Source organism: Dactylosporangium thailandense, assembly GCF_059739745.1.
Map to the genome: position 1 here is coordinate 8035282 of NZ_AP029195.1, position 24051 is coordinate 8059332.

General features: G+C 73.4%; 18 protein-coding genes. 6 read left to right on the plus strand and 12 right to left on the minus strand.

Going from position 1 to position 24051, the window contains the following annotated elements; genetic code table 11:
• Window positions 1-171 precede the first annotated feature (171 nt).
• The 8 genes from rny to dhaM form a co-directional block, all read right to left on the minus strand.
• Window positions 172-1953, minus strand: a complete 1782-nt coding sequence (rny, locus tag AC6JBM_RS35725; protein WP_497978362.1) for a ribonuclease Y — start codon at window positions 1951-1953, stop codon at window positions 172-174.
• A gap of 1280 nt (window positions 1954-3233) precedes the next feature.
• Window positions 3234-3524 (minus strand): hypothetical protein, encoded by a 291-nt coding sequence (locus AC6JBM_RS35730; RefSeq protein ID WP_497978363.1) that lies wholly within the window; start codon window positions 3522-3524, stop codon window positions 3234-3236.
• 23 nt (window positions 3525-3547) lie between these two features.
• Window positions 3548-4087, minus strand: a complete 540-nt coding sequence (locus tag AC6JBM_RS35735; protein ID WP_497978364.1) for a regulatory protein RecX — start codon at window positions 4085-4087, stop codon at window positions 3548-3550.
• Window positions 4088-5102: 1015 nt separating this feature from the next.
• A complete protein-coding gene (gene recA / locus AC6JBM_RS35740) occupies window positions 5103-6152 on the minus strand; it encodes a recombinase RecA (protein WP_497978365.1) in 1050 nt (349 codons plus the stop codon).
• Between the two features lie 156 nt (window positions 6153-6308).
• On the minus strand, window positions 6309-6509 hold the full coding sequence (locus AC6JBM_RS35745) for a DUF3046 domain-containing protein (RefSeq protein WP_350622017.1): 201 nt from the start codon (window positions 6507-6509) through the stop codon (window positions 6309-6311).
• 9 nt (window positions 6510-6518) lie between these two features.
• Window positions 6519-7739: an MFS transporter gene (locus AC6JBM_RS35750; RefSeq protein ID WP_497978366.1), complete on the minus strand. Its 1221-nt coding sequence runs from the start codon at window positions 7737-7739 to the stop codon at window positions 6519-6521.
• On the minus strand, window positions 7729-7983 hold the full coding sequence (locus AC6JBM_RS35755) for an HPr family phosphocarrier protein (protein ID WP_350622013.1): 255 nt from the start codon (window positions 7981-7983) through the stop codon (window positions 7729-7731). The genes AC6JBM_RS35750 and AC6JBM_RS35755 overlap by 11 nt, the downstream gene beginning before the upstream one ends.
• Window positions 7967-8359: a dihydroxyacetone kinase phosphoryl donor subunit DhaM gene (dhaM, locus tag AC6JBM_RS35760; RefSeq protein ID WP_433614192.1), complete on the minus strand. Its 393-nt coding sequence runs from the start codon at window positions 8357-8359 to the stop codon at window positions 7967-7969. The genes AC6JBM_RS35755 and dhaM overlap by 17 nt, the downstream gene beginning before the upstream one ends.
• A gap of 18 nt (window positions 8360-8377) precedes the next feature.
• On the opposite strand from dhaM, the gene dhaK reads away from it, so the two are divergent.
• Together dhaK and dhaL are read left to right on the plus strand one after the other, a co-directional pair.
• Window positions 8378-9373, plus strand: a complete 996-nt coding sequence (dhaK, locus tag AC6JBM_RS35765) for a dihydroxyacetone kinase subunit DhaK (protein ID WP_497978367.1) — start codon at window positions 8378-8380, stop codon at window positions 9371-9373.
• Window positions 9370-9990 (plus strand): dihydroxyacetone kinase subunit DhaL, encoded by a 621-nt coding sequence (dhaL, locus tag AC6JBM_RS35770; protein WP_497978368.1) that lies wholly within the window; start codon window positions 9370-9372, stop codon window positions 9988-9990. The genes dhaK and dhaL overlap by 4 nt, the downstream gene beginning before the upstream one ends.
• A 63-nt stretch (window positions 9991-10053) precedes the next feature.
• On the opposite strand, the gene AC6JBM_RS35775 is transcribed toward dhaL, so the two are convergent.
• The 3 genes from AC6JBM_RS35775 to AC6JBM_RS35785 form a co-directional block, all read right to left on the minus strand.
• A complete protein-coding gene (locus tag AC6JBM_RS35775) occupies window positions 10054-11196 on the minus strand; it encodes an acyl-CoA dehydrogenase family protein (protein ID WP_497978369.1) in 1143 nt (380 codons plus the stop codon).
• A gap of 299 nt (window positions 11197-11495) precedes the next feature.
• Window positions 11496-12062 (minus strand): hypothetical protein, encoded by a 567-nt coding sequence (locus tag AC6JBM_RS35780; RefSeq protein WP_497978370.1) that lies wholly within the window; start codon window positions 12060-12062, stop codon window positions 11496-11498.
• 651 nt (window positions 12063-12713) lie between these two features.
• Window positions 12714-14594, minus strand: coding sequence for a hypothetical protein (locus tag AC6JBM_RS35785; protein WP_497978371.1), 1881 nt, complete (start codon window positions 14592-14594; stop codon window positions 12714-12716).
• A 679-nt stretch (window positions 14595-15273) separates the two neighbouring features.
• Between AC6JBM_RS35785 and AC6JBM_RS35790 the strand changes: the two genes are divergently transcribed.
• The 3 genes from AC6JBM_RS35790 (at window position 15274) to AC6JBM_RS35800 (ending at window position 21834) form a co-directional block, all read left to right on the plus strand.
• Entirely contained in the window at window positions 15274-16533 is a 1260-nt protein-coding gene (locus AC6JBM_RS35790; protein WP_497986585.1) for a bifunctional pyridoxamine 5'-phosphate oxidase family protein/GNAT family N-acetyltransferase, read from the plus strand.
• On the plus strand, window positions 16509-17144 hold the full coding sequence (gene leuE / locus AC6JBM_RS35795) for a leucine efflux protein LeuE (RefSeq protein ID WP_497978372.1): 636 nt from the start codon (window positions 16509-16511) through the stop codon (window positions 17142-17144). Before AC6JBM_RS35790 ends, leuE begins: the two co-directional genes overlap by 25 nt.
• Before the next feature lie 187 nt (window positions 17145-17331).
• Complete coding sequence (locus tag AC6JBM_RS35800; RefSeq protein WP_497978373.1) at window positions 17332-21834, plus strand: ATP-dependent helicase; 4503 nt, start codon at window positions 17332-17334, stop codon at window positions 21832-21834.
• Window positions 21835-22102: 268 nt separating this feature from the next.
• Here AC6JBM_RS35800 and AC6JBM_RS35805 read toward each other — a convergent pair whose 3' ends face one another.
• On the minus strand, window positions 22103-22867 hold the full coding sequence (locus AC6JBM_RS35805; RefSeq protein ID WP_497978374.1) for an SAM hydrolase/SAM-dependent halogenase family protein: 765 nt from the start codon (window positions 22865-22867) through the stop codon (window positions 22103-22105).
• Between the two features lie 18 nt (window positions 22868-22885).
• Between AC6JBM_RS35805 and AC6JBM_RS35810 the strand changes: the two genes are divergently transcribed.
• Complete coding sequence (locus AC6JBM_RS35810) at window positions 22886-23818, plus strand: LLM class F420-dependent oxidoreductase (RefSeq protein WP_497978375.1); 933 nt, start codon at window positions 22886-22888, stop codon at window positions 23816-23818.
• Window positions 23819-24051 lie beyond the last annotated feature (233 nt).

Below are 24051 nucleotides of genomic sequence, written 5' to 3' on the forward strand. Positions count from 1 at the left end.
GTGGGTCGGGAGCCACGCGAAGCCGCAGCTGGCGCGGCACACGGGCCGTCGCCGCGCGAGACCGCGAAGCCACCACACTCGGTGCGGCACGCGAGTCGGGAGCCACCCGACCACAAAGAGCGGGCGCCCGAAGCTGAAGCCGCCGAAGCCGCAGCGAACGCGGCCCGCGGGTCAGCGGGCGATCTCAGTGACCCGGGACTCGCGCACGACCGTCACGCGGATCTGACCCGGATAGGTCAGCTCCTCCTCGATCTGCTTGGCCACATCGCGGGCCAGCACCGCCGCCCCGATGTCGTCGACGTCGTCGGGCCGCACCATGACCCGGATCTCGCGCCCCGCCTGCATCGCGAAGACCTTCTCGACGCCCGACTTGCCACCGGCGATCTCTTCGATGCGTTCGAGGCGCTTGACGTACGCCTCGAGGCTCTCCCGCCGCGCCCCCGGGCGCCCGCCGGAGCACGCGTCCGAGGCCTGGGTGAGCACCGCCTCGATGGTCTGCGGCAGCACCTCGTTGTGGTGCGCCTCGATCGCGTGGACGACGTCCTCGTGCTCGCCGTACTTGCGGGCGACGTCCGCCCCGATCAGCGCATGGCTGCCCTCCACCTCGTGGGTGAGCGCCTTGCCGATGTCGTGCAGGAACGCGCACCGCTTGATGAGCGGAGGGTCCAGGCGCAGCTCGGCGGCCATGATCCCGGCGATGTGCGCGGTCTCGACGAGGTGCTTGAGGACGTTCTGGCCATACGACGTGCGGTACCGCAGCCGCCCCAGCAGCGTCATGAGCTCGGGGTGCAGGTCGGTGATGCCCACCTCGACCAGCGCGTCCTCGGCGGCACGCTGGCACAGCCGCTCCACCTCGTGCTTGGCCTGGTCGAAGACCTCCTCGATGCGGTGCGGGTGGATCCGCCCGTCGAGCACGAGCTTCTCGAGCGTGAGCCGTCCGATTTCCCGGCGTACTGGATCGAAGCACGACAGCAGCACGGCCTCCGGCGTGTCGTCGATGATCAGGTTCACCCCGGTCGTCGACTCGAACGCGCGGATGTTGCGCCCCTCGCGGCCGATGATCCGGCCCTTCATCTCGTCGCTGGGCAGGTGCAGCACGCTGACCACGCTCTCGGCGGTCTGCTCGCTGGCGACCCGCTGGATCGCGTCGACGACGATGTGCCGCGCCCGCTGCTCGGCCGTGTTGCGCGCGTCGTTCTCGATGTCCCGCACGAGCAGCGCCGCCTCGCGCTTGGCCTGCGCCTCGATCGTCTCGACGACCTCGATCCGGGCCGCGTCGGCGGTCAGCCCGGCGATGCGCTCCAGCTCCTCCCGGTGCCGCTCCTCGCCCTCGGCGAGCTCGGACTCCCTCCGGGCGAAGGACGCTTCGCGTTCCAACAGATCCGCTTCGGTACCACTAATGCGCCGATCCCGCTCCGCCAGCCGCTCGGCCTCCTCGGCCAGCAGCCGCTCCCGCTCGTCGAGCCGGCGCTGCCGGCGCTCGGCGTCCTGCGACTGCTCCTTGGCGACCGCGGTGAGCTGGTTGACCTCGCGCTCCCCGGCCCGCCGCGCGGTCGCCCGAGCCTGCTCGGCGTCGATCTCGGCCTGCCGGTGCGAGCGTTCGAGCAGCGAGTCGGCCTCGGCCCGGGCCCCGTCGAGAATCCGCCGCGCCTCCGAGCGGGCCGCGCTGGCCTCCGCCTTCGCGGCCGCCGCCTCGGTGCGCGCCGCGGCCGCCGCCGCCCGCGCCTCATCCACGGCCGCCGTAGCGTCCTCGGCCGCCGTGCGCAACGACGCGAGCGAGTGCTCCTGCCGATCCTTCTCGGCCAGGAACGCGGGGTCGTCCCCGACGGGCGCGGCCGCGGGAACGGCGCCCCCGAGCCGGCGTACGACCTTCAGCGCCACCACGAGCACCGCCACGACAACGACCACGAGGACGGTGAGCGCCACCGTCAACGCGATCTGCACCCCGGTCACGCCGCCACCTGCCGCACAGCCGCCGCGTCATCCGACATCCCGGCCCGCTCCCGCACGGTCCGGTCGAGGGCGGGTCGCGAGCCAAGGCCGGCCCATGGCACCACTCGTGCCCGGTTCGCACCTGACGCTCTGTTCACGCCCACCGCCCTGTCCGCACGGGCGGTCCCGCCCCCCGAAGCCACCCTACTTGGGCCGGCCGCCCGGGTTCGCCGCTCGAGGCCGATGTGCGCGGTTCGCCCGCGGACATCACCATCCCCGACGGCCGGGGGCGCCGTCCGCACCATCTCGAACCGTTGACGCTCCGCGCGCGGCGCGCTCCCCGCGCTTCGGGGTGTGGCCGATCGCGCGCCGTCACGGGCTCGCTCAGCGCTTCGAGTCCTGCCGCCCTCGTCACCGTCGGCGCCCGTGACCGATCGCGCACCGCCGCGGGCACGCTCAGCGCTTCGAGTCCTGCCGCCCTCGTCACCGTCGGCGGCCGTGACCGATCGCGCACCGCCGCGGGCACGCCCAGCGCTTCGGATTCTGTCGCCCTCGTCGCCGTCAGCGTCGGCGGCCGTGACCGATTGCGCGCCGTCGCGGGCTCGTCCCGCGCCGGCTCCCGGGGCTGTCAGGCCGCCGGTGCTTTCGGGGTCGCAGAGGATGACACGAGCGCACTCTGTCACGACGTCACCTCGCTCCGCTCGGCGCCGCGCATCTTGCGACGGCGGGGGTTATGGAGGAGACGCCCGACCACTGCGCATCAAGGTATATCGATATCGAGGCCCAAGGGGCCCCGCTGCTGGGTCGCTGCTAGCGCCGACACCTCCCGCAAGGCGTGGCGCTCATATCCGCTATGGATCAAGTAAGTGATGCTGATCTGTGACGCGATCTATGTTGTGCGGTAAACCCGCGGTGGTTGGGCGGTCTCCATCTGGTAACGCCGAGGCTAGGTCGTGAAGGGCGCTTCGGTCAAGGACTCATGATCGGGCACCATACGGGACGTAAGTCCGTCAAGTACCGTCGCCAGCCGAAACACCCCAGCGGCCACGTTTGTGCGGACCTTTCCGGCATGTCGGTCGCTGCACGGATGAAAACTTCCACAGCAAGTAACTGCCCGAAATCGGAGCGCACACGAGCCTCCGCGCGGTGCTGCAACCATTCCACCACAGACGGTGTGCGCCACCAACATGGGCATCGACACCCATCACCCCAGACCGGCCCGACGGTTACTGAGCGTGCACCACGTCCGGGGTCGTCGCAGGCAGTGTCGGCCTTATGGCTGATCGATAGATCGCGGAGGGCTACCGAGCGTCCGGGTCCAAGGCGGCGCCGAGCGCGTCGGCGTCGGCGAGCGCGTCGGCGGCGGCGGCGGCGGCGTCGGCGTCGGCGTCGGCGAGCGCGTCGGCGGCGGCGGCGTCGGCGTCGGCGTCGGCGAGCGCGTCGGCGGCGGCGGCGTCGGCGTCGGCGTCGGCGAGCGCGTCGGCGGCGGCGGCGTCGGCGTCGGCGTCGGCGAGCGCGTCGGCGGCGGCGGCGTCGGCGTCGGCGTCGGCGGCGTGCGCGGCGGCGGCGAGCGGGTCGTCGCGCTCGGCCACGGCCTCCTTGACGAGGCGAAGGGCTACTGAGCGTCCGGGTCCAGGGCGGCGTCGGCGAGCGCGTCGGCGTCGATGGAGTCCGCGAACTCGGCGGCGTCGTCGCGTTCGGCCATGGCCTCCTTGACGAGGCGGATGGCGAGGCCGGGCGGGTACCCCTTGCGTCCCAGCATCCCGACCAGCCGCCGGAACACCGCCTCCGGAGTGGCGCGGGTCTCGCTCCGGAGCCGCCGCACGACAAGCGCCTTCGCGGTCTCGGCCTCCATGTCCGGGGTCAGCTCCTCCAGCGCCTCCCCCATCTCGTCGGCGGAGACACCCTTGCGCCGCAGCTCGCCGGCGAGGGCCCGCCGCGAGAGCCCCTTGCCGTGGTGGCGGCTACTCACCCACGCGTGCGCGAACGCGGCGTCGTCGATGATGCCGACCTCGTCGTACCGGTCGAGAATCTCCGCCGCGATCTCGTCCTCGACACCGCGCTTGCGCATCGCGGTCGCGAGCTCGGCCCTGGTCCGCGGCCGCACGGCGAGCTGCCGCAGGCAGATCTCCCGGGCCGCCTCCCGCGGGTCCATCGGCTTCGGCGGCGGAGCATCACGATCCCGCTTGCCGCGCCCGCGCCGCCCCCGCCGCCCATCGCCCCCGGCACGCTCGTCGGCGTCTTCGGCCCGCGAATCGGGAATTTCGGAAATGTCCGAAGCGGGGGCACTCCACGGCAACGACCGAGAGGCCCGCCGCCCACCCGACGACGAGCCGGCAGCCGAATCACCAGGCGTCCGCGACGCAGACCTCGAGTCCCGCCGCCCGGAGGAGGAGCCGGAGGGCGAGTCAGGATCACCCCACGGCACCGACCTCGACGCCCGACGCCCACCCGAGGATGAACCGGAAGGCGAGTCAGAATCAGCCCACGGCACCGACTTCGACGCCCGACGCCCACCCGAAGATGAACCAGAGGGCGAGTCGGAATCAGCCCACGGCAGCGACTTCGACGCCCGGTCCGAGGCCGGGCCGGAAGGCGGAAGGCTAGGCGGCGCGGAGCCGGGATCGGCCCACGGATTGCCCGGCCCCGGCTCGAACACAGGACGAGCCGAGTCCGACAGCGCGGGATCATCGGCCGCCGCCCAGGGATTCCCAGGCTCGAGCTCCCAGGCCGGCCGAGCAACCTCGTCCCCCGAAGCCGGACCGGCAGCGGAAGCGGAGGGCGAGCCGGAAGAGGGAGTCGTCCAAGGATTCGAGCCACCGGGATCAGTCCACGGCGCCACCGGAGGCACGGACCGATCGGAGCGGCGAGCCGCCCGCGGCTCCCCCGACCCCTCGGCCGTAAGCCAAGGGTTCTCGTCGTCCTCGCCGGACAAGCCCTACCTCCACGCACAACAAAACACGAGCAAGAGACCCGGTGCCGCCCCGAGCGGCTTGGCCCACTGGACCGGCACCGGGGGTCTCAAGCAACGCCGCCACGAGGGCGACGAGAGCCACGCGACCGCAAGAGCGACGAGAGCAGCGCCACCACAACGGCAACGAGAGCCACGCGACCGCAAGAGCGGCGAGAGCCACGCCGTCAGGGACGGCGACCAAGCGACGCGAGCGGGATCAGAAGTCGACCGGAGCCGCCTCCGGGCCGCTGGCCGCGTCCGTGGACTGGCCGACCCCGACCCCGAGCTTCTCCTTGATCTTCTTCTCGATCTCGGCGGCGACGTCGGGGTTGTCGCGCAGGAACTTGCGCGAGTTCTCCTTGCCCTGGCCGAGCTGGTCGCCATCGTAGGTGTACCAGGCGCCGGACTTGCGGATGATCGACTGCTCGACGCCCACGTCGATGAGCGAGCCCTCGCGTGAGATGCCCTTGCCATACATGATGTCGAACTCGGCCTGCTTGAACGGCGAGGCCACCTTGTTCTTGACCACCTTGACGCGCGTGCGGTTGCCCACGACGTCGGTGCCGTCCTTGAGGCTCTCGATGCGCCGCACGTCGAGGCGCACCGAGGCGTAGAACTTCAGCGCGCGGCCACCGGTCGTGGTCTCCGGGCTGCCGAACATGACGCCGATCTTCTCGCGGAGCTGGTTGATGAAGATCGCCGTGGTGCCGGAGTTGTTGAGGGCACCGGTGATCTTGCGCAGCGCCTGGCTCATGAGGCGGGCCTGGAGGCCGACGTGACTGTCGCCCATCTCGCCCTCGATCTCGGCGCGCGGCACGAGGGCGGCGACGGAGTCGATGACGATGATGTCGAGGGCGCCGGAGCGCACCAGCATGTCGACGATCTCGAGGGCCTGCTCACCGGTGTCGGGCTGGGACACGAGCAGCGCGTCGGTGTCGACACCGAGGGCCTTGGCGTAGTCGGGGTCGAGGGCGTGCTCGGCGTCGATGAACGCCGCGATGCCGCCCTGGGCCTGCGCGTTGGCGATCGCGTGCAGCGCCACGGTGGTCTTACCGCTGGACTCCGGGCCGAAGACCTCGATCACGCGGCCGCGCGGCAGGCCCCCGATGCCCAGCGCCACGTCAAGGGCGATGGAGCCGGTCGGGATGATGGCCTGCGGCTGCTGGACGCGCTCGCCGAGCCGCATCACGGAGCCCTTGCCGAACTGCTTGTCGATCTGCGAGAGGGCGAGTCCCAGCGCCTTCTCCCGGTCAGGTTGCACTGCCATGTCCGTCACCCCTGGGTTCGCGGTCTTCGTCGGCGTTCGCTTGGTCACGCTGACACGTTAAGCGCCGGGTATGACAAAAAATTCGAAGCGACGCCCAACGAGCGAGAAGAGTACCCGTACATCTGTACGATTAGCACGCCGACACGCCGAAAAACATCAGCGTAGACGTGCGGGAACACGCTCCGGATATGCGGCGACTACAGCGCGCCACACCTCCGCGGTATCGAAGCGGCCCGCGAGGGCCTCCTCGATGGTCAGGCCGCCGAGCTGGGACAACACCTGGTCGTGGGCGATGCTTCGGGCGTATGCGGGCCCGAAGACCTCCTCGAGCCGCTGCCAAAAATCTGTCAGACGCACGGGGTCAACCTAACGGAGTACACGGGCGATCAACGGAATCACGGTCACCCCGGCGAGGAGCGCCAGCACGGGGTACCCGAAGAAATCAACGACTACCCCGGACAATGCGCCCGCCGAGGCCCCCGCGACCCCCATGATCACGTCGGAGAGCCCCTGGACGCCGGCCCGCTGCTCGGTCGGCACCGACTCCGACAGCAGCGTCGATCCGGCCACCATGGTGCCGCTCCAGCCCATCCCGAGCAGGGCCAGCCCGATCGAGAGGCGGACCGTGTCGGAGCCCGCGGTCCCGGCGAACACGCAGGCCGCCACCAGCAGCCCGACCCCGCCGAGGATCACCGGACGGCGCCCGAACCGGTCGGCGAGCAGGCCCATGACGGGCGAGAGCACGTACATCCCGGTGATGTGCACGCTGATCACGAGGCCGACGACGCGCAGCAGGTCGCCGTGGTCGTGGACGTACTCCCCGATGTGCACCGGCGTCATCGACATCACGCCGACCATCACCACGTGCCCGACCGCCACGGCGGCGACCCCGGTCCGGGCGCCGGCGCTGTCGCGGATGGTGCGGGCGGCCTGGCGCCAGACGGCCTTCTCCCCGGGCCGGGTGCCCCCGGCGGTGAGCAGCGGGTCGGGGCGCAGGGCCACGAAGATCACGATCGCGGTGAGCGCGAAGGCGAGCACGCTGAAGAGGTACGGCCCGCCGTACTCCGGCACGCCCCAGCGCCCGAGCAGCCGATCGGCCAGCGGCGCCAGGTTGGGCCCCGCGACCGCCCCGACCGTCGCGGCCCAGACGACGACCGACAGGTGGCGGGCCCGCCGATCGGGCGCCGCGAGGTCGACGGCGGCGTAGCGGGACTGCAGGTTCGCCGCGCTGGAGCCGCCGAACAGCAGGGTGCCGAGGAACAGCAGCGGTACGGACGCCGCCCACACCGACACGACGACCAGCAGCGCGCCGAGGGACCCGAGGGAGTACGCGAACACCAGCCCCGGCCGCCGCCCGCCGGTGCGCATCAGGCGGGTCGCCGGGATCGCGATCACCGCCGCGCCCACGACCGCGCAGCTGCCGGCGATGCCCGCGGCCCACGGCCCGGCGAGCGAAGAGGCGAGCAGCGCCCCGACGGACACGCCGCTGGCGACGCCGAGCCCACCCACGATCTGCGCCCCGACGAGCAGCCCGAGCGTCCGGCGCTGCAGCGACGCGAGGTCGACGGGGGCCGATTCAGTGAGCAAGCACAGACACTATCGCGTCCGCGGCCTCGGCGGCGTCCTCGCCGGCGGCGCGCACCAGCACCGTGGAGCCCGCCGTCGCGTTGAGCCCCATCACCGCGAGCACGCTGCGAGCGTTCGCGGACTTCTCGCCGAAGATCACCTCGACGGTACTGCGAAACCGCGCCGCCGCCCGCACCAGCGCCCCGGCGGGCCGGGCGTGCAGATCCTCGGGCAGCACCACCGAGCGCTCAGAGCTTGCGGACATCGCGGGCCTCCACCGCCGCCTCGGTGACCGCGTCGAGCGGGGCCCCGGTGCCGGCCAGCACCGCCGCCGCGACCGCGCCCTCGACGAACGGCGCGTCGACGAGCACGGCGTCGTTGGCGACCCGGTCCTCGAGGACCGTACGCGCGGTGAGCACGGCGCTGCCCAGGTCGGTGAGCACGAGCACCCCGGCCCCGCGGTCGGCCCGGTCGATGGCCACGAGGATGCGGTCGTAGCTGGTGCCGAGCCCTCCGTCGTCGGTCCCGCCCGCCGCCTCGATCGGCACCTCCTCGCCCGCGACCTGCACGAGCATGTCCCGCAGGCCGTGGGCCAGCCGCTCGCTGTGCGACACCAACACGATCCCCACCAGTTGCGCCATACCAGGCATGCTATGTGCATGAAAAAGTTCATCAACGACCCGGCCGACGTCGTCCGGGAGGCGCTCGCCGGGCTCGCCGCCGCCCATCCCGAGCTGCGGGTGGACCTCGAGGAGCAGTACGTCGCGCGGGCGGAGCCGCCGCGGCCGGGCAAGGTCGGCCTGGTCTCCGGCGGCGGCTCCGGGCACGAGCCGCTGCACGCCGGGTTCGTCGGGCTCGGGATGCTCGACGCCGCCTGCCCGGGCGAGGTGTTCACCTCCCCCGTCCCGGACCAGATCCTCGCCGCCACCAAGGCCGCCGACACGGGCGCCGGGGTGGTGCACGTGGTCAAGAACTACACCGGCGACGTGATGAACTTCCAGATGGCCGCCGAGCTCGCCGACGAGGAGGGCCTGCGGGTCACCACCGTGCTCGTCGACGACGACGTGGCGGTCGAGGACTCGACCTGGACCGCGGGGCGCCGCGGCACCGGGGCGACCCTGCTGGTCGAGAAGATCGCCGGGGCGCTCGCCGAGGAGGGCGCGGACCTCGATGCCGTCACCGCGATCGGTCGCACCGTCAACGAACGTTCGGCGTCGTTCGCCGTCGCGCTCACAGCCGGTACGACTCCCGCTTCTGGAAAGCCCGGATTCGAGCTCGCCGCGGACGAGATCGAGGTGGGCGTCGGCATCCACGGCGAGCCCGGCCGCAGCCGCGAGCGGATGCGCCCGGCCCGGGAGCTGGCCGCGCTGGTCGTCGACGCGGTGCTCACCGCGAAACCGGTCGGCTCCGAGCCCCTCATCCTGCTCGTGAACGGGCTGGGCGGCACGCCGCTGATGGAGTTGTACCTCATGTTCGGCGAGATCAGCCGCCTGCTCGAGGAGTCCGGGGCGACCATCGCGCGCTCCCTCGTCGGCAGCTACGTCACCAGCCTCGACATGGCCGGCATCTCCCTGACCGTGTGCCGCGCCGACGACGAGCTGCTGCGCCTGTGGGACGCGCCCGTGCGCACGCCCGCGCTGCGCTGGGGGGTGTGAGCGTGGACGAGGCCCTGGCCCGGGAGTGGATCGCCGCCGTCGCCGAGTCCGTGCGCGCGGAGGCGCAGCACCTCACCGACCTCGACACCGCGATCGGCGACGGCGACCACGGCGTGAACCTGCGCCGCGGCTTCGACGCCGTGACCACCGCGCTCGGCGGCCTGGAGCCGGCCTCCGCCGGCGACGTGCTCGGCAAGACCGGCACCACGCTGCTGTCGAAGGTCGGCGGCGCGTCCGGGCCGCTCTACGGCACCGTGTTCCGCGCCCTGGGCAAGACGATGCGCCAGGGCGGGACGTTCGCCGAGGGGCTGCGGGCGGCGCTGGACGGCGTGCGGCAACTGGGCAAGGCGGAAGTCGGCGACAAGACCATGGTCGACGCGCTGGCCCCCGCCGTGGACGCCTACGCTTTGACGGAAGCCGATGAGACCGATGCCGCTCGAGCCGCCGCTGCAGCGGCAAAAACAGGAGCAGCTTCGACGGTACCGCTGGTAGCCCGCAAAGGCCGCGCCTCCTACCTGGGCGAACGCAGCGCCGGCCACCTCGACCCCGGCGCCGCGTCGACGGTGCTGATCTTCGAGGCCCTCGCCCGGGTCACAGCCCGGGCGAACGACCGATGACGCTCGCCCCGGGCGAGCACGGCGCCGGACACCCAGACCCCGGCGCCACATCGACCGCACTCATCACAGCCCGAGCGAACGACCGATGATCTCCTTCATGATCTCGGTGGTGCCGCCGTAGATGGTCTGGACCCGGCTGTTGAGCCACGCCTTGGCGACCGGGTACTCCATCATGAAGCCGTACCCGCCGTGCAGCTGCACGCACCGGTCCGCGACCTTGTTCTGCAGCTCCGTCGTCCACCACTTCGCCTTGGCCGCGTCGGCGACGCTGAGCCGGCCCGCGTTCTGCTCCAGGATGCAGTGGTTGAGGAACGTCCGCGCGATGGTCACCTCGGTGTCGAGCTCGGCGAGCAGGAACCGGTTGTGCTGGAACGTGCCGATGGGGCGCCCGAAGGCCTCGCGCCCGCGGACGTACTCCAGCGTCATGGCGAGCACCGACTCCGCCGCCGCGACCGCCGCCACCGCGATGCCGAGCCGCTCCCGGGGCAGGTTCGCCATCAGGTGGTAGAAGCCGGCGTCCTCCTGGCCGATCAGGTTCTCGGCGGGGATGCGGCAGTCGTCGAAGAACAGCTCGGCCGTGTCGTTCGCCTTGAGCCCGACCTTCTCCAGCCGGCGCCCGCGCGTGAACCCGGGCGTGCCCGTCTCCACCGCGAACAGGCTGATGCCGTGCGCGCCCTTGGACGCGTCGGTCTTGGCCACGACCACGACCAGGTCGGCCATCTCGCCGTTGGTGATGAACGTCTTCTGCCCGTTGAGCACCCAGGAGTCGCCGTCGCGCACCGCGTTCGTACGGATGCCGGCCAGGTCGCTGCCCGCGCCCGGCTCGCTCATCGCGATCGCGGTGACGATGTCGCCGGAGCAGAAGCCGGGCAGCCAGCGCTTCTTCTGCTCGCCGGTGGTGAGATCCGTCAGGTACGGCGCGACGACGTCGTTGTGCAGCCCGAACCCGAGCCCCGACGCCCCCGCCGCGATGATCTCCTCGACGAGGACCGCGTTGAACCGGAAGTCCCGCTGCCCCCCGCCGCCGTACTCCTCGTCGACGTCCATGCCGAGCAGCCCCGCCGCGCCGGCCTTGCGCCAGATCTCCCGGTCGACGATGCCGGCCTTGTCCCACTCGTCGTTGTGCGGCACGGCCTCGCGGGCGAGAAACTCCCGGCAGAGGTCCCGGAACGCGTGGTGCTCGGCCTCGTACAGGTGCTGCTCCATGGGCGCAAGTGTGCGACGCGAGACACTGTCTCGCCTAGCCTCGCACCCTGGCTTCGCGGCCCTTCGCCGCCTCGCGTCCCGGCTCCCGCCCCGGCGGCAACGGACGGCGCGCCGACGTGGGCGCACCGCCTTCACGGCCCTCACCGTCTTGCGCCTCGGCTCTCGCCCCGACGGCAACGCCCCGGCGGCAACGGACGGCGCGCCGACGTGGGCGTACCGCCTTCACGGCCCTCACCGTCTTGCGCCTCGGCTCTCGCCCCGGCGGCGATTGGCGGGGTCGCACCGCCTTCGCGTCCTGCCTAGAGTCCGAGCATGCCGTAGAGGTGGTCGGGCAGCGGCTGCGCGTCCTTGGGCTCCACGGCGTTCACCGCCGTGCCGAAGTCCGAGTAGGTCGCCGTCACCGGGTTGTCCGGGATGCGCACCGTGACCGAGATCAGCCGCTCCTGCTCGTCCACGCTCGCCTCGAACGGCACCGCCCGGGCCGCGTCCCCGAGCTGCATGACCTGCCCGACGTTGACCGGCCCCCACGCGACGATCCGGGTCATGTCGACGGTGCCGGAGTACGTGCGCCCATCGCGCCGGACGTCGTGCGAGGCCGCGATGAGCGCCTGCACGCCGGTAGGGTCCTTGGTGGCGCTGAGCCCGAGCGCCCCCGGCTTCGTGACCCGGGCCGAGTCGATCCGATACCAGGCCTGCCCGTCGAACCCCGGCAGCGGCAACCCGGTGAGCCGCGTGTACGCGCTCCCCCGCACCTCAACGGTGTCGATCGTGAGCGAGGCCCCGCTGGAGCTGACGGAGACCGAGGCGTCGAGCAGGTCCGCGAGCGGATCGATCCCGCCGGTGTAGCTGCCCTCCTTGGCGACCACCTTGAACCGGTAGCTGCTGAACCCGAGATGCCAGACCCCGGCCGCCAACCCGCTGGGCGACGGCTTGACACTGACCGTAGGCGCCGGCTGAGCCCCTTGGTGCGTACAGCCCGCGAGACCCACCGCGACGAGCAGAGCCGCAGCCACCACTCGCCCGCACCGAGCACTCCACACCCGGGCCGCGCCCAGCCCTCGAACCGCCCCCGCACCGAAACCACGCCCCCGGACGCCGCCCGGTGCATGGTCCGGGCCAGGAACCCGGACGCCGACCTTTGCACGGCTCGGGCCAGATATCCGGGCACCAACCGGGGCAGCACCCGGGGCAGGAACCCGGGCGCCGACCGGTGCGCCGCCACCCGGGGCAGGCATCCAGACGCCGACCGTTGCGCCAGCCGGGCCAGGCACCCGCGGCCCGCCCGCCGAACCCTCGCGCGCGGCCGCCGCGGACGAACCAGAGCCGGGCCGGAGACGAGCACCGTCCCGTCTTCTTCGAGCCACGCGTCGATGCGAGCCGCCGGCTCCGGAGCCGCGGTCCTTCCGGTGCGTGCGACGCACCGTGTCCTCGGGTCGCGCCGGCCGGGCGGTCGTCCTCGTCACGCGGCGGAGCGTACCGGCCTCCGCGCGCCCTGGGCCCGCGGCCAAAGCCAAAGTTCAGTTGTTCAACAGGTTGTAGACAGCGGCATTCGCGGGTGCGACCTCCGCCGCCTTCGGAACCGTGACCTGCGCCGGCTTGCCCTGGTCGCGGTAGTCGACGGTGAGCGTGCGCTCGGCGGCCCCCGCGTAGGCGGGCACCGTCACCCGCACCGAGGCCAGCCGCCCCTGCGCGTCGAGCGTCACCACGAACGGCACCGCCTTCGCGCGATCCCCGAGCGCCGTGAGCCCCGCCTGGTCCGCGAGCCCGAGGTCACCGCCGCGCGTGAGGTCGTAGGTGCCCGTGATCTTCCCGCCGTCCTCGAGCCGAGCCCGGGCGACCCGGGCCACGAAGTCCTGGCTGCTGGTCGGGTCCTTGGTCTCGAACAGCCCGATGATCTCGGTCCGCGTCACCTTGGTCCGATCGAACCGGTACCACTTCTTCGAGCTCACCCCGGCCGCCGGAATGCTCGTGCGGAAGTACCGCTCCCCGCCCCCGAGCACGATCCCCTCGAGCGAGAACTTCACCCCCGACGCGACCGAGTCGAGCCGCGCCTGCCGCTTCCCGGTCGGGTCCACGACCCCGGTGACGGTCCCGTTGTCGATCTTCATCGTGTACCCGTACGTCGTCCCCTGCAGCGCCTTCACCGCCCCCACCAGCGCGTCCTTCCCGGCCGGGTCGGTCGACGCCGCCGCCGAGGTCGACCCGGGCTGCTCGCCGCCGACCCCGCACCCGCCCATCACGAGCGCCACGAGCACCGCGACCACGACCCCGGCGAGCTCCTTCGCCCGCCCACCGAAGCGCCGCCACTGCCCGCGCCCGCCGTTGCGCCCTCGATCGCGAAGCCCCGGCACCGGCTCCGCCGCGCTCTCACGCTCCCGCCGCACACCCCCAGCCGCGACCGGCTCCCCGGCATTTTCGTGTTCGCGCCGCACGTCTCCGGCCGCGACCGGCTCCGCCGCAGCCCTGTGCGCCACGGACACGGGCGCCACGGACACGGGCGGCTGGGCGTCGACGGGTGCGTGCGGTTCGACGTTCGCGGCCAAGGGCAGGAGCAGACGCACCCGGGCGGCGGCTTCCGCGGGGGCCGGTGGCGGGACGAGCTCGCACGAGGCCCGGGCCGACAGTCCAGGCCGGCCCGAGACGATCGCGGGAGCGACCAGCACCGGGTAGACGCCCTTGATTCCCCAGTCGGAGGGCAGGAGTTCGGCGACGGGGTCGACGACGTCGAGCGAGCAGGAGGTGCGGGCCGGCAGCTCAGGTGCGGGGCCGACCGGAACGAGGAGCCACGGGGCCGGCGAAATCGCGAGCCCGCGCGCGGACACCGGCGCCGCGCTCGTCTTCGTCGACGGCTGGAAGGTCGAGGAGATGGGCGGCGGACAGGGCGCCGCGACCGCGAGCGAGCACCAGGTCCGGCCGGACAGCGCCGGGGTACGGGCGGCCGGGGCGGACGGGAGTGACGCCGGCGGGAGCGGGAGGCCGTGGACGAGAGGTGTGGGAGCCGCGGACGGGGCGGTCATGTCGAGCGAGCACCAGGCCCGGGCCGGTAAGAGGGATCCCGGCGCGGCGAGGACGCGGACGACCGGCACGAGCCGGGCGAGCCCGGGGCTGGCGGCTTCCGGCTTCGGGCGGGGTCCGGGGCGCAAGGCCGGGGCGACGGCGGGCGTGGCGGCGCTGAGGACTAGGACGTGGGCGGATGTCGTGGCGGCGCCGAGAGTTGGGGCCAAGGCGGGCGTGGCGAGGGCTGGAGCGTTGGCGGTGGACGTGAAGTCCAGCGTGCACGTCGTCCGCGCGGACAGCGGGGCCGGCGAGCGCCGGGCGGTCGGGAGGGTCAGGAGCCGGGCCGCCGGCAGGCGAGGAATCGTCGGCGTGAGGATTGACCGGGGGTGGTCGGGTCGCATGCTCTTCCTCCCTGAGTGAGCGGCCGGCGCGCGGCCGGACCCTGCGGCGGGGCCGCCTACTCCCCCTTCAACCGTCGATAGGCCGTTGCGGGTGCGCAAATATTTCGGAAACGGCCGGAGTCGCGGTCGTCCCCGTGCCCGCCGACGACCGCCACGATCAACTTCGCCGAGGTCAGGGGCCCTCTCGGCCGCGACCGCCCGGGCGTCGAGGCGTTCGGCGGCGTCGGAGTCGACGCGGGAGGGCGACACCTTCGTGGCGAGCGCCTCGGCGGCGGCTGTCCGGAGATGGCTCGCCTCCCGCCGTCGCCGCGGAAGCGGTTGCTGGAGCGCGGGAGCAGGCCGGCCGATGCGCGCTGGTGCGGCCAGGACCGCGCCGCCGATCGCGGTCGCCCGGAACCTGGGTCGGCGGCGAGGGACACAGGGCTCTGTCGTGGCTCGCCTCTTGCGGCCGTTGCCGAAGCGGGCCGTGATGAGCGCCGATGCGGCCAGGAGTGCGAGAACGATCTGCATGGTGGTGCCTCCCCCGAATGCGGGCACCGCTCGCCCCCGTTTTGCGAGCGGTGCCCCCGATCGGTGGGGACATTAGCGAGGGGGTCCGACATTTTTCGGTTGCCGCTGCTCAGAGGCGGGCTGCTATTGTACTGCCACATTCGCGCTTTTGTACTAGTACATAAGGAGCATCGTGGAGACGTATCAGCAGACGGCGCGCAGCACGCCGCGGCGCATGCCCGAACGGGCCTCCTACGACGTCGAGCTGGTGCACGAGGTGCTGGACGAGGCGTACGTCTGCCACCTCAGCTACGTCGCCGACGGCGAGCCGCGGGTGCTGCCGACGCTGCACGCGCGCGTCGGCGACACGCTGTACCTGCACGGCTCCACCGGCAGCCGCCCGATGCTCGCCGCGCGCGCGGAGGGGCTGCCCGTGTGCGTCGCGGCGACGATCATCGACGGGCTCGTGCTGGCCCGCTCGCAGTTCAACCACAGCGCCAACTACCGCTCCGTGATCGTCCACGGCATCGCGCGCCCGGTCGCGGACGAGGACGAGCGCGCCCGCGCGTTCGCCGCGCTCGTGGACAAGGTGGCGCCCGGGCGCGACGCCGACAGCCGGCGCCCGAGCCGCCGCGAGTCCGCGCAGACGTCGCTGCTCGCGCTGCCCCTCGCCGAGGCCTCGGCCAAGGTCCGGCGCGGCGGCCCGAAGGACGATCCCGAGGACGCCTCGTTGCCGCACTGGGCAGGGGTCGTACCGCTCGTGCTCACTCGGGGGCTTCCGGTGCCGGCGGAGGCTCAGGAGGTACCGCTGCCGGGTTATCTGCGTCCGGACAGTGATCCTTGGCGGCACCCGGGCGCGCTGCGGGGCCGCCACATCGTGCTCGAGCCGCTCGATCACGCCCACGCGCCCGGGCTGTTCGCGGCGCTGGACGACGCCGAGGTCTGGACGCACCTCACGATCCCGCGGCCGCGCTCGGTCGCGGAGACGGCGGCGATCGTCGCCGCGGCGCTGGCCGACGCCGATCGGGTGCCCTTCGTGCAGCGCGACGTCGCGACCGGGCGGATCGTCGGCAGCACCTCGTACTACGCCGTCAATCCGGTGCAACGAGGCGTCGCCATCGGGCACACCATGATCGGCCGGCCCTGGTGGCGTACCGCGGTCAACACCGAGTCGAAGCTGCTCATGCTGCGGCACGCCTTCGACACCCTCGGCGCGCTGCGGGTCGAGTGGCACACGGACGTGCGCAACGAGCGCTCCCAGCGGGCGATCGAGCGGCTCGGCGCGCAGCGGGAGGGCGTCCTGCGCAGCCACCGCCGAAGGGCTGATGGCAGCCAGCGTGACACCGTGCTGTACTCCATGATCACCGACGAATGGCCCGCCGCACGAGACCGGCTGGCCGCGGCGCTGGACAACGGAGGCGGCACGTGCTCGGCATCACCAACCCCCTGACGTACGTGCTCGGCACCCTCGCGATCGTGCTGCTGCCGGGGCCCAACTCGCTGTACGTGCTCTCCGTCGCCGCGCGGCGCGGAGTGCGCGACGGCTACCGGGCGGCGGCCGGGGTGTGGCTCGGCGACGCGGTGCTCATGACGCTGTCGGCCGGCGGGGTCGCCTCGCTGCTGCACAGCACTCCGTGGCTGTTCGGCATCGTGAAGTACGTCGGCGCGGCGTACCTGGCCTTCGTCGGCGTCCGGCTCGTCGTGAGCACGCTGCGGCGCGGGGGCGCCGAGGACGCGACGGCAGCGGCCGCGCCCGCGGACCGGCCCTTCCGCCGGGCGCTCGTGATCAGCCTGCTCAACCCGAAGGCGATCCTGTTCTTCGTGTCGTTCTTCATCCTGTTCGTGGATCCGTCGTACCCGCTCCCAGCGGTCAGCTTCCTGGTGCTCGGGGCGGTCGCGGAGGTGCTCAGCGCGCTGTACCTGACGGGGCTGATCTTCGGCGGGCGGTTCCTGGCCGATCGCTTCCGGGCGCGGCGCCGGCTCGCCAAGGGGCTGACGACGCTGGTCGGGGGCGCGTTCCTGGCCTTCAGCGTGAAGCTCGCGACGGCCAGCCTCTCCTGAGGCACGCTCCTGGGGCCGTGCGGCCGCATCGGGGTCCCCCGCCTGGCCGGGCAGGGGACCCCTCGTTGCCCGGCCAGGCAAGTTCGGGTGTCCCTTCGGGTGTGCAATACAGTAGCCAAACGGACCAATTCGGGCAAATCGCTGCCGCCCTCAAAAAGTGTCGTACCCCCGGTGCAGGATTGTGGGCATGGCAGAGCTGGATGGTTTCGGAGCGGCGACACGCGAGTGGTTCCGCGCCGCGTTCGCGGCACCGACCAGGGCACAGGCGGGCGCGTGGCGGGCGATCAGCGCCGGCCGGCACGCGCTCGTGGTGGCGCCGACCGGCTCCGGCAAGACCCTCGCCGCGTTCCTGTGGTCCCTCGATCAGCTGGCCGCCGAGCCGCCCGTCGAGCCCGCCCGCCGGTGCCGGGTGCTCTACGTCAGCCCGCTCAAGGCCCTGGCCGTCGACGTCGAGCGCAACCTGCGGGCCCCGCTGGCCGGCATCCGGCAGGCCGCCGCGCGGCTGGGCCAGGAGCCGCCCGACATCCGGGTGGGCATGCGCACCGGCGACACCCCGGCCGACGAGCGCCGGGCCTTCGCCCGCACCCCGCCGGACATCCTGATCACCACCCCCGAGTCGCTGTTCCTGCTGCTCACCTCGCAGGCGCGGGAGTCGCTGCGCGGCGTCGAGACCGTGATCATCGACGAGGTGCACGCGGTCTGCGCCACCAAGCGCGGGGCGCACCTGGCGCTGTCACTCGAACGGCTCGACGCGCTGCTGGAGCGGCCGGCGCAGCGCATCGGGCTCTCGGCGACCGTGCGCCCCATCGACGAGACCGCGCGCTTCCTGGGCGGGGCGGCGTCGGTGGAGATCGTCCAGCCGCCCAGCGCCAAGACCATCGAGGTCGAGGTCCAGGTGCCGGTCGAGGACATGACGGCGCTGGGCGAGGCCGCACCCGGCGAGGACGACGACGGGGCGCCCCGGCAGGCGTCCATCTGGCCGGCCGTCGAGGAGCGCGTGCTCGACCTGATCCAGGCCCACCGCTCGACCATCGTGTTCACCAACTCGCGGCGCGGCGCCGAGCGGCTCTGCGCCCGGATCAACGAGCTGGCCGGGGCCCGCGCCGGGGTGCCGCAGCCGGAGCCGGCCCGCACCCCGGCCGAGATGATGGCCCAGGCCGGCATGGCCGGGGGCGCGCCGCCGGTCGTGGCCCGCGCGCACCACGGCAGCGTCTCCCGCGAGGAGCGCAAGCACATCGAGGAGGCGCTCAAGTCCGGGCAGCTGCCGGCCGTCGTCGCCACCTCCAGCCTGGAGCTGGGCATCGACATGGGCGCCGTCGACCTGGTGGTGCAGATCGAGGCGCCGCCGAGCGTCGCGGCCGGGCTGCAGCGGGTCGGGCGGGCCGGGCACCAGGTCGGGGCCGTCTCCCGCGGCGTGGTCTTCCCCAAGCACCGCGGCGACCTGGTCTCGTGCGCGGTCGTGGCCGAGCGCATGGTGGAGGGCGGCATCGAGGAGCTGCGCTACCCGCGCAACCCGCTCGACGTCCTGGCCCAGCAGATCGTCGCGATGGTGTCGATGGAGGCCTGGTCCGTCGACGACCTCGCCAAGCTCGTGCGGCGGGCCGCGGTCTACGCCGATCTGCCCGACTCGGCGCTGTTCGCCGTGCTGGACATGCTGGCCGGGCGCTACCCGTCCACCGCCTTCGCCGAACTCCGGCCGCGGCTCGTGTGGGACCGCACCGAGGGGCAGCTCTCGGCCCGGCCCGGCGCCCAGCGGCTCGCGGTCACCAGCGGCGGCACGATCCCCGACCGGGGCATGTTCGGCGTGTTCCTGGCGGGCGCGGAGAAGGCGGCCCGGGTCGGCGAGCTCGACGAGGAGATGGTCTACGAGTCGCGGGTCGGCGACGTGTTCCTGCTCGGCTCGACGTCGTGGCGGATCGAGGACATCACCCCCGACCGGGTGCTGGTCTCCCCCGCGCCCGGCGCCGCGGCGAAGATGCCGTTCTGGAAGGGCGACTCGCCGGGGCGGCCGGTGGAGCTGGGGCGGGCGATCGGGGCGCGGCTGCGCGGATTCGTGAAGTCCGGCGACGAGGCGGCCCGGGCGCACCTGCGGGCCGGCGGGCTCGACGACTGGGCGGCCGACAACCTGCTGGCCTACCTGCGCGAGCAGCGGGCCGCGACCCGGCACCTGCCCGACGACCGCACGGTGCTGGTCGAGCGGTTCCGCGACGAGCTCGGGGACTGGCGGATGACCGTCCACTGTGTCCTCGGGGCCCGCGTCAACGCGCCGTGGGCGCTGGCGATCGGGCGGCGGCTGCAGGAGCGGTACGGGGTGGATGCCCAGGTCATGCCCAGCGACGACGGGATCGTGGTCCGGCTGCCCGACGTGGCCGACGAGCCGCCCGGCGCCGAGCTGGTCGCCTTCGACCCGGACGAGATCGCCGGGATCGTCGAGGAGACGGTCGGCACGTCGGCGATGTTCGCGGCGCGGTTCCGCGAGTGCGCGGCCCGGGCCCTGCTCCTGCCGCGGCGGGACCCGCGCCGCCGGCAGCCGCTGTGGCAGCAGCGTCAGCGCTCCGCCCAGCTGCTCGACGTGGCCCGCGACTACGCCGACTTCCCGATCACGCTGGAGGCCGCGCGGGAGTGCCTGCAGGACGTGTTCGACGTGGCCGGGCTCGTCGGGGTGATGCGCGACGTGGCCGGGCGCAAGCTGCGGCTGGTCGAGGTCGAGACCGAGCGGCCCTCCCCGTTCGCCCGGTCGCTGCTGTTCGGCTACGTCGGGGCGTTTCTCTACGAGGGCGACGCGCCGCTGGCCGAGCGCCGCGCCGCCGCCCTCGCGCTCGACCCGACCCTGCTCGCGGAGCTGCTCGGGCGGGTGGAGCTGCGGGAGCTGCTCGACCCGGCCGTGGTCGCCGAGACCGAGTCGAGCCTGCAGTGGCTCGGCGAGCAGCGCACCCCGCGCGACGCCGAGGACGTCGCCGAGATGCTCCGGGTGCTCGGCGACCTCGGCGACGACGGGCTCGCGGCCCGCGGCGCCGACCCGGCCTGGGCGCGGGAGCTGGCCGACCGGCGGCGTGCGATCCAGGTCCGCGTCGCCGGGGAGGCGCGCTGGATCGCCGTCGAGGATGCCGGGCGATACCGCGACGCGCTGGGGGTGGCGCTGCCGGTCGGGCTGCCCTCCGCCTACCTGGAGCCGGTCGCGGACCCGCTCGGCGACCTGGTGAGCCGCTACGCGCGCACCCACGCGCCGTTCACCGCCGCGGCGTGCGCGGCGCGCTTCGGGCTCGGGGTGTTCGTCGTCGAGCAGGCGCTGCGCCGGCTGCCCTCGGCCGTGTCCGGCGAGTTCTCCCCCGACGGCGCCGGCACCGAGTGGTGCGACGCCGAGATCCTGCGCCTGCTGCGCCGCCGCTCGCTGGCCGCGCTGCGCCGCGAGATCGAGCCGGTGCCGCCACGCGTGCTGGCCCGGTTCCTGCCGCAGTGGCACCACATCAGCGGCTCCTCCCGGGCCCGCGGCGTGGAGGCCGTGGCGTCGGCGATCGAGCAGCTGCAGGGGGTGGCGATGCCCGCCTCGGCGCTGGAGCGGCTCATCCTGCCGGCCCGGGTCGGGGACTACAGCCAGGCCTACCTCGACGAGCTCACCGCCTCCGGCGACCTGGTGTGGGCCGGCACCGGCTCGATCGGCGAGCACGACGGCTGGGTGACCCTCGCCTTCGCCGACGCCGCGCCGCTGCTCCTGCCGCCGGCCGCCGAGGTGGGCGGGCCGCTGCACGAGGCCGTGCTCGACGCCCTCGCCGGCGGGCAGGCGCTGTTCTTCCGCGGGCTCGCCGAGCACATCCACGCGCCCGAGGAGGAGCTCGTCGCCGCCCTCTGGGACCTCGTCTGGGCCGGCCACCTGTCCAACGACACGATCGCGCCGCTGCGGACGAAGCTCGGCGGCGGCGGGGCGCACCGGTCGCGGCCCTCGGCGCCGAAGTCGCGGTACCGGCGGGCGGGCTCGCTCTCGCTCGGCCGCGCCGCGCTCGCCGTCGCCCGCAGCGGCCCGCCGACGGCCGCGGGCCGGTGGTATCGGCTGCCCGAGCGCGACCTCGACCCGACCCGGCGCGCGACCGCCAACGCCGAGCTGCTGCTGGACCGGCACGGGGTCGTCACCCGCGGCGCGGTCATGGCCGAGGACCTGCCGGGCGCCTTCGCCGGCGTCTACCCGGTGCTCGCCGCGATGGAGGAGCGCGGCGCGGCCCGGCGCGGCTACTTCGTCGAGGGGCTCGGCGCCGCCCAGTTCGCCCTGCCGGGCGCGGTCGACCGCCTGCGCGGCGGGACCGAGCACCGCGACGCGCTCGTGCTGGCCGCGACCGACCCGGCCAACCCGTACGGCGCGGCCCTGCCCTGGCCCGAGCGTGTCGTCGACGTAGGCGACGGCGAGCGGTCCGGCCACCGCGCGGGTCGCAAGGCCGGCTCGCTGGTCGTCACCGTGGGCGGCGACCTGATCCTCTACGTCGAGCGCGGCGGCCGCACCCTGCTGTCCTACGCCGACGACCCGGAGCTGCTCGCCCTGGCCGCGAAGGCGCTGGCGGACGCGGTGCACGGGGGCGCGCTGGGGGCGCTGTCGGTCGAACGCGCGGACGGGGAGTCGATCCTGCAGTCGTCCTTGCGCGATGCGCTGGCGAGCGCGGGATTCCGCAGCACACCGAGAGGACTACGACTACGCGGCTGACGACTGGCCTTTGACCGAATCGAAGAGCTGGCACGAAGAACAGCTCGCCGCTCCGGGGCGACGCGGCTCGCGGCGGCCGGCGGGTCGGCTCGCGACGGCCCGGTGGATCGGGTCGCGTGCGGTGCGCGGGAATCGTGCGGTACCTGACAGAGCCGAGCGCGATGGCCGTGCGGTGGAAGCGAAACGCGGCAAGGGGCGGCCGTGAAGGCAACCGGCGCGCGGCGGTCCGGCGTGACCCGGCGCGCGGTGAATGTGCGCGAGGTGCGGGTCAGTACGTGATGGTCACGCGGTCGCCCGGGGACAGGGCCAGGCGCCGGGCCGCGTTGCCGCCGTTCACCGCGATCGCCGCGTAGCCCGCCGAGTCGGCCAGGAGTACCAGGGCGTTCGGGTCCGCGTTGCCGAAGGTCGTCGTGTGCACGGCCGGGGTGCCGTTCACCTCGGCGTGGGCGGGAATCGGGGACAGGGCCGCGGCCGTGGCGGCCAGCTGGACGTTGCCGAAATGGTCCACCGTCTGGACTTCGGCGACCAGGCGGCCGGGGGTCTGCTCGACGTACGGCTGCGGCAGTGTCACCCAGTCCGTGATCTCCTCGCCCCCGTCGAGCAGGGCCGCGCCCTCGGACAGGCGGGCGGCCACGGGGGCGAAGATGTCGCGGCCGTGGAAGGTGTGCGAGACCTCCGGCGCGAACCACGAGCGGTTCGTCAATGCCACGGCCGTGGTCACGCCGCCCAGCGCTAGGGCCGCCGGGATGAGCAGGCCGTTGTCCGGGCCGACGAGGAAGCTGCCGCCGGCCGTGGCGATGGCGATCGGGCGGCGGGCCGTGCCCACGCCGGGGTCGACCACGGCCAGGTGTACGCCGCGTGGCAGCGACGGGACCGTCTGGGCCAGGATCGCGGCGCCGCGGCGGATGTCGCCGGGTGGGATCAGGTGGGTGATGTCGAGGACTCGGGCCTGCGGGGCGAGGCGGGCGAGCACGCCGTGGCAGGCCGCCACGAAGCCGTCCGACAGGCCGTAGTCGGTCGTGAACGAGATCATCGCGATAGTGTCCGCTCCATGCGGCTTTGCGTGTTCACCGAGCCTCAGCTGGGGGCTACGTACGAGGACCAGCTTGCCATCGCGCGGCGGGCCGAGGAGCTCGGCTTTGAGGCGTTCTTCCGGTCCGACCACTATCTGACCGAGTCCGGCGACGGGATGCCGGGGCCGACCGACTCGTGGGTGACGCTCGGAGCGCTCGCGCGGGAGACCTCGACGATCCGGCTCGGCACGCTCGTGACCTCGGCGACGTTCCGGCTCCCGGGGCCGCTCGCGATCGCGGTGGCGCAGGTCGACGCGATGAGCGGCGGGCGGGTCGAGCTGGGACTGGGCACGGGCTGGTACGAGCGGGAGCACGCCGCGTACGGCATCCCGTTCCCGTCCGTGGGCGAGCGCTTCGACCGGCTCACCGAGCAGCTGGAGATCATCAAGCGGCTCTGGGCGACGCCGCCCGGGATGGCGTACTCCTTCGAAGGCCGCTACTACGACATCGTCGAGTCCCCGGCGCTGCCCAAGCCCGTGCAGCCCGCGGGGCCGCCGGTGATCATCGGCGGGACGGGGCCGAAGCGCACGCCGCGGCTCGCCGCTCGGTACGCCGACGAGTTCAACGTCCCGTTCGCGTCGCTGGACGACACCGACGCGCAGTACCGGCGCGTGGTCGAGGCGATCGAGGCCGAGGGTCGCGACGGGCGCGCGCCGATCGTGTTCTCGTTCGCGCAGACGATCGTGTGCGGCGCGACCGAGGCCGAGGTCCGTCGCCGCGCGGAGGCGGTCGGCCTGAACCCCGGCGGGCCGCAGGCCGGTCAGCTGTACGGCACGCCGCAACGCCTCGCCGAGCAGATCCGCGGCTTCGTGAAGGCGGGCGCCTCCCGCGCGTTCCTGCAGGTGCTGGACCTGCGCGACCTCGAGCACCTGGAGCTGATCGCGACCGAGGTCGCACCCCTGCTCGACTGAGCCCGCGCGGCGATACAACGCCGAAAAGTGGGCAGTCCCCGTGCGTGCCCGGGAGCGACGCAGCACACGAAAGCGCCCACCCGCCGAGAACACCGCGGCCGCCCGAGCGACATGAGGCGCGACAACGGGAGGACGCGCCCGAGCGAGACGACACGCGGGAGCAGCACGACGCGTCCGAGCGAGACGACGCGCCCGAGCGAGACGACGCGCGGGAGCAGCACGACGCGTCCGAG

Bases quoted from the DNA above. Each gene is read 5' to 3' on its own strand.
- AC6JBM_RS35800 (WP_497978373.1), top strand. From the start codon at position 17,332: ATGGCAGAGCTGGATGGTTTCGGAGCGGCGACACGCGAGTGGTTCCGC.
- AC6JBM_RS35805 (WP_497978374.1), bottom strand. From the start codon at position 22,867: ATGATCTCGTTCACGACCGACTACGGCCTGTCGGACGGCTTCGTGGCG.
- dhaM (WP_433614192.1), bottom strand. From the start codon at position 8,359: ATGGCGCAACTGGTGGGGATCGTGTTGGTGTCGCACAGCGAGCGGCTG.
- AC6JBM_RS35755 (WP_350622013.1), bottom strand. From the start codon at position 7,983: ATGTCCGCAAGCTCTGAGCGCTCGGTGGTGCTGCCCGAGGATCTGCAC.
- AC6JBM_RS35810 (WP_497978375.1), top strand. From the start codon at position 22,886: ATGCGGCTTTGCGTGTTCACCGAGCCTCAGCTGGGGGCTACGTACGAG.
- AC6JBM_RS35775 (WP_497978369.1), bottom strand. From the start codon at position 11,196: ATGGAGCAGCACCTGTACGAGGCCGAGCACCACGCGTTCCGGGACCTC.
- AC6JBM_RS35735 (WP_497978364.1), bottom strand. From the start codon at position 4,087: ATGGACCCGCGGGAGGCGGCCCGGGAGATCTGCCTGCGGCAGCTCGCC.
- AC6JBM_RS35785 (WP_497978371.1), bottom strand. From the start codon at position 14,594: ATGCGACCCGACCACCCCCGGTCAATCCTCACGCCGACGATTCCTCGC.
- dhaK (WP_497978367.1), top strand. From the start codon at position 8,378: ATGAAAAAGTTCATCAACGACCCGGCCGACGTCGTCCGGGAGGCGCTC.
- recA (WP_497978365.1), bottom strand. From the start codon at position 6,152: ATGGCAGTGCAACCTGACCGGGAGAAGGCGCTGGGACTCGCCCTCTCG.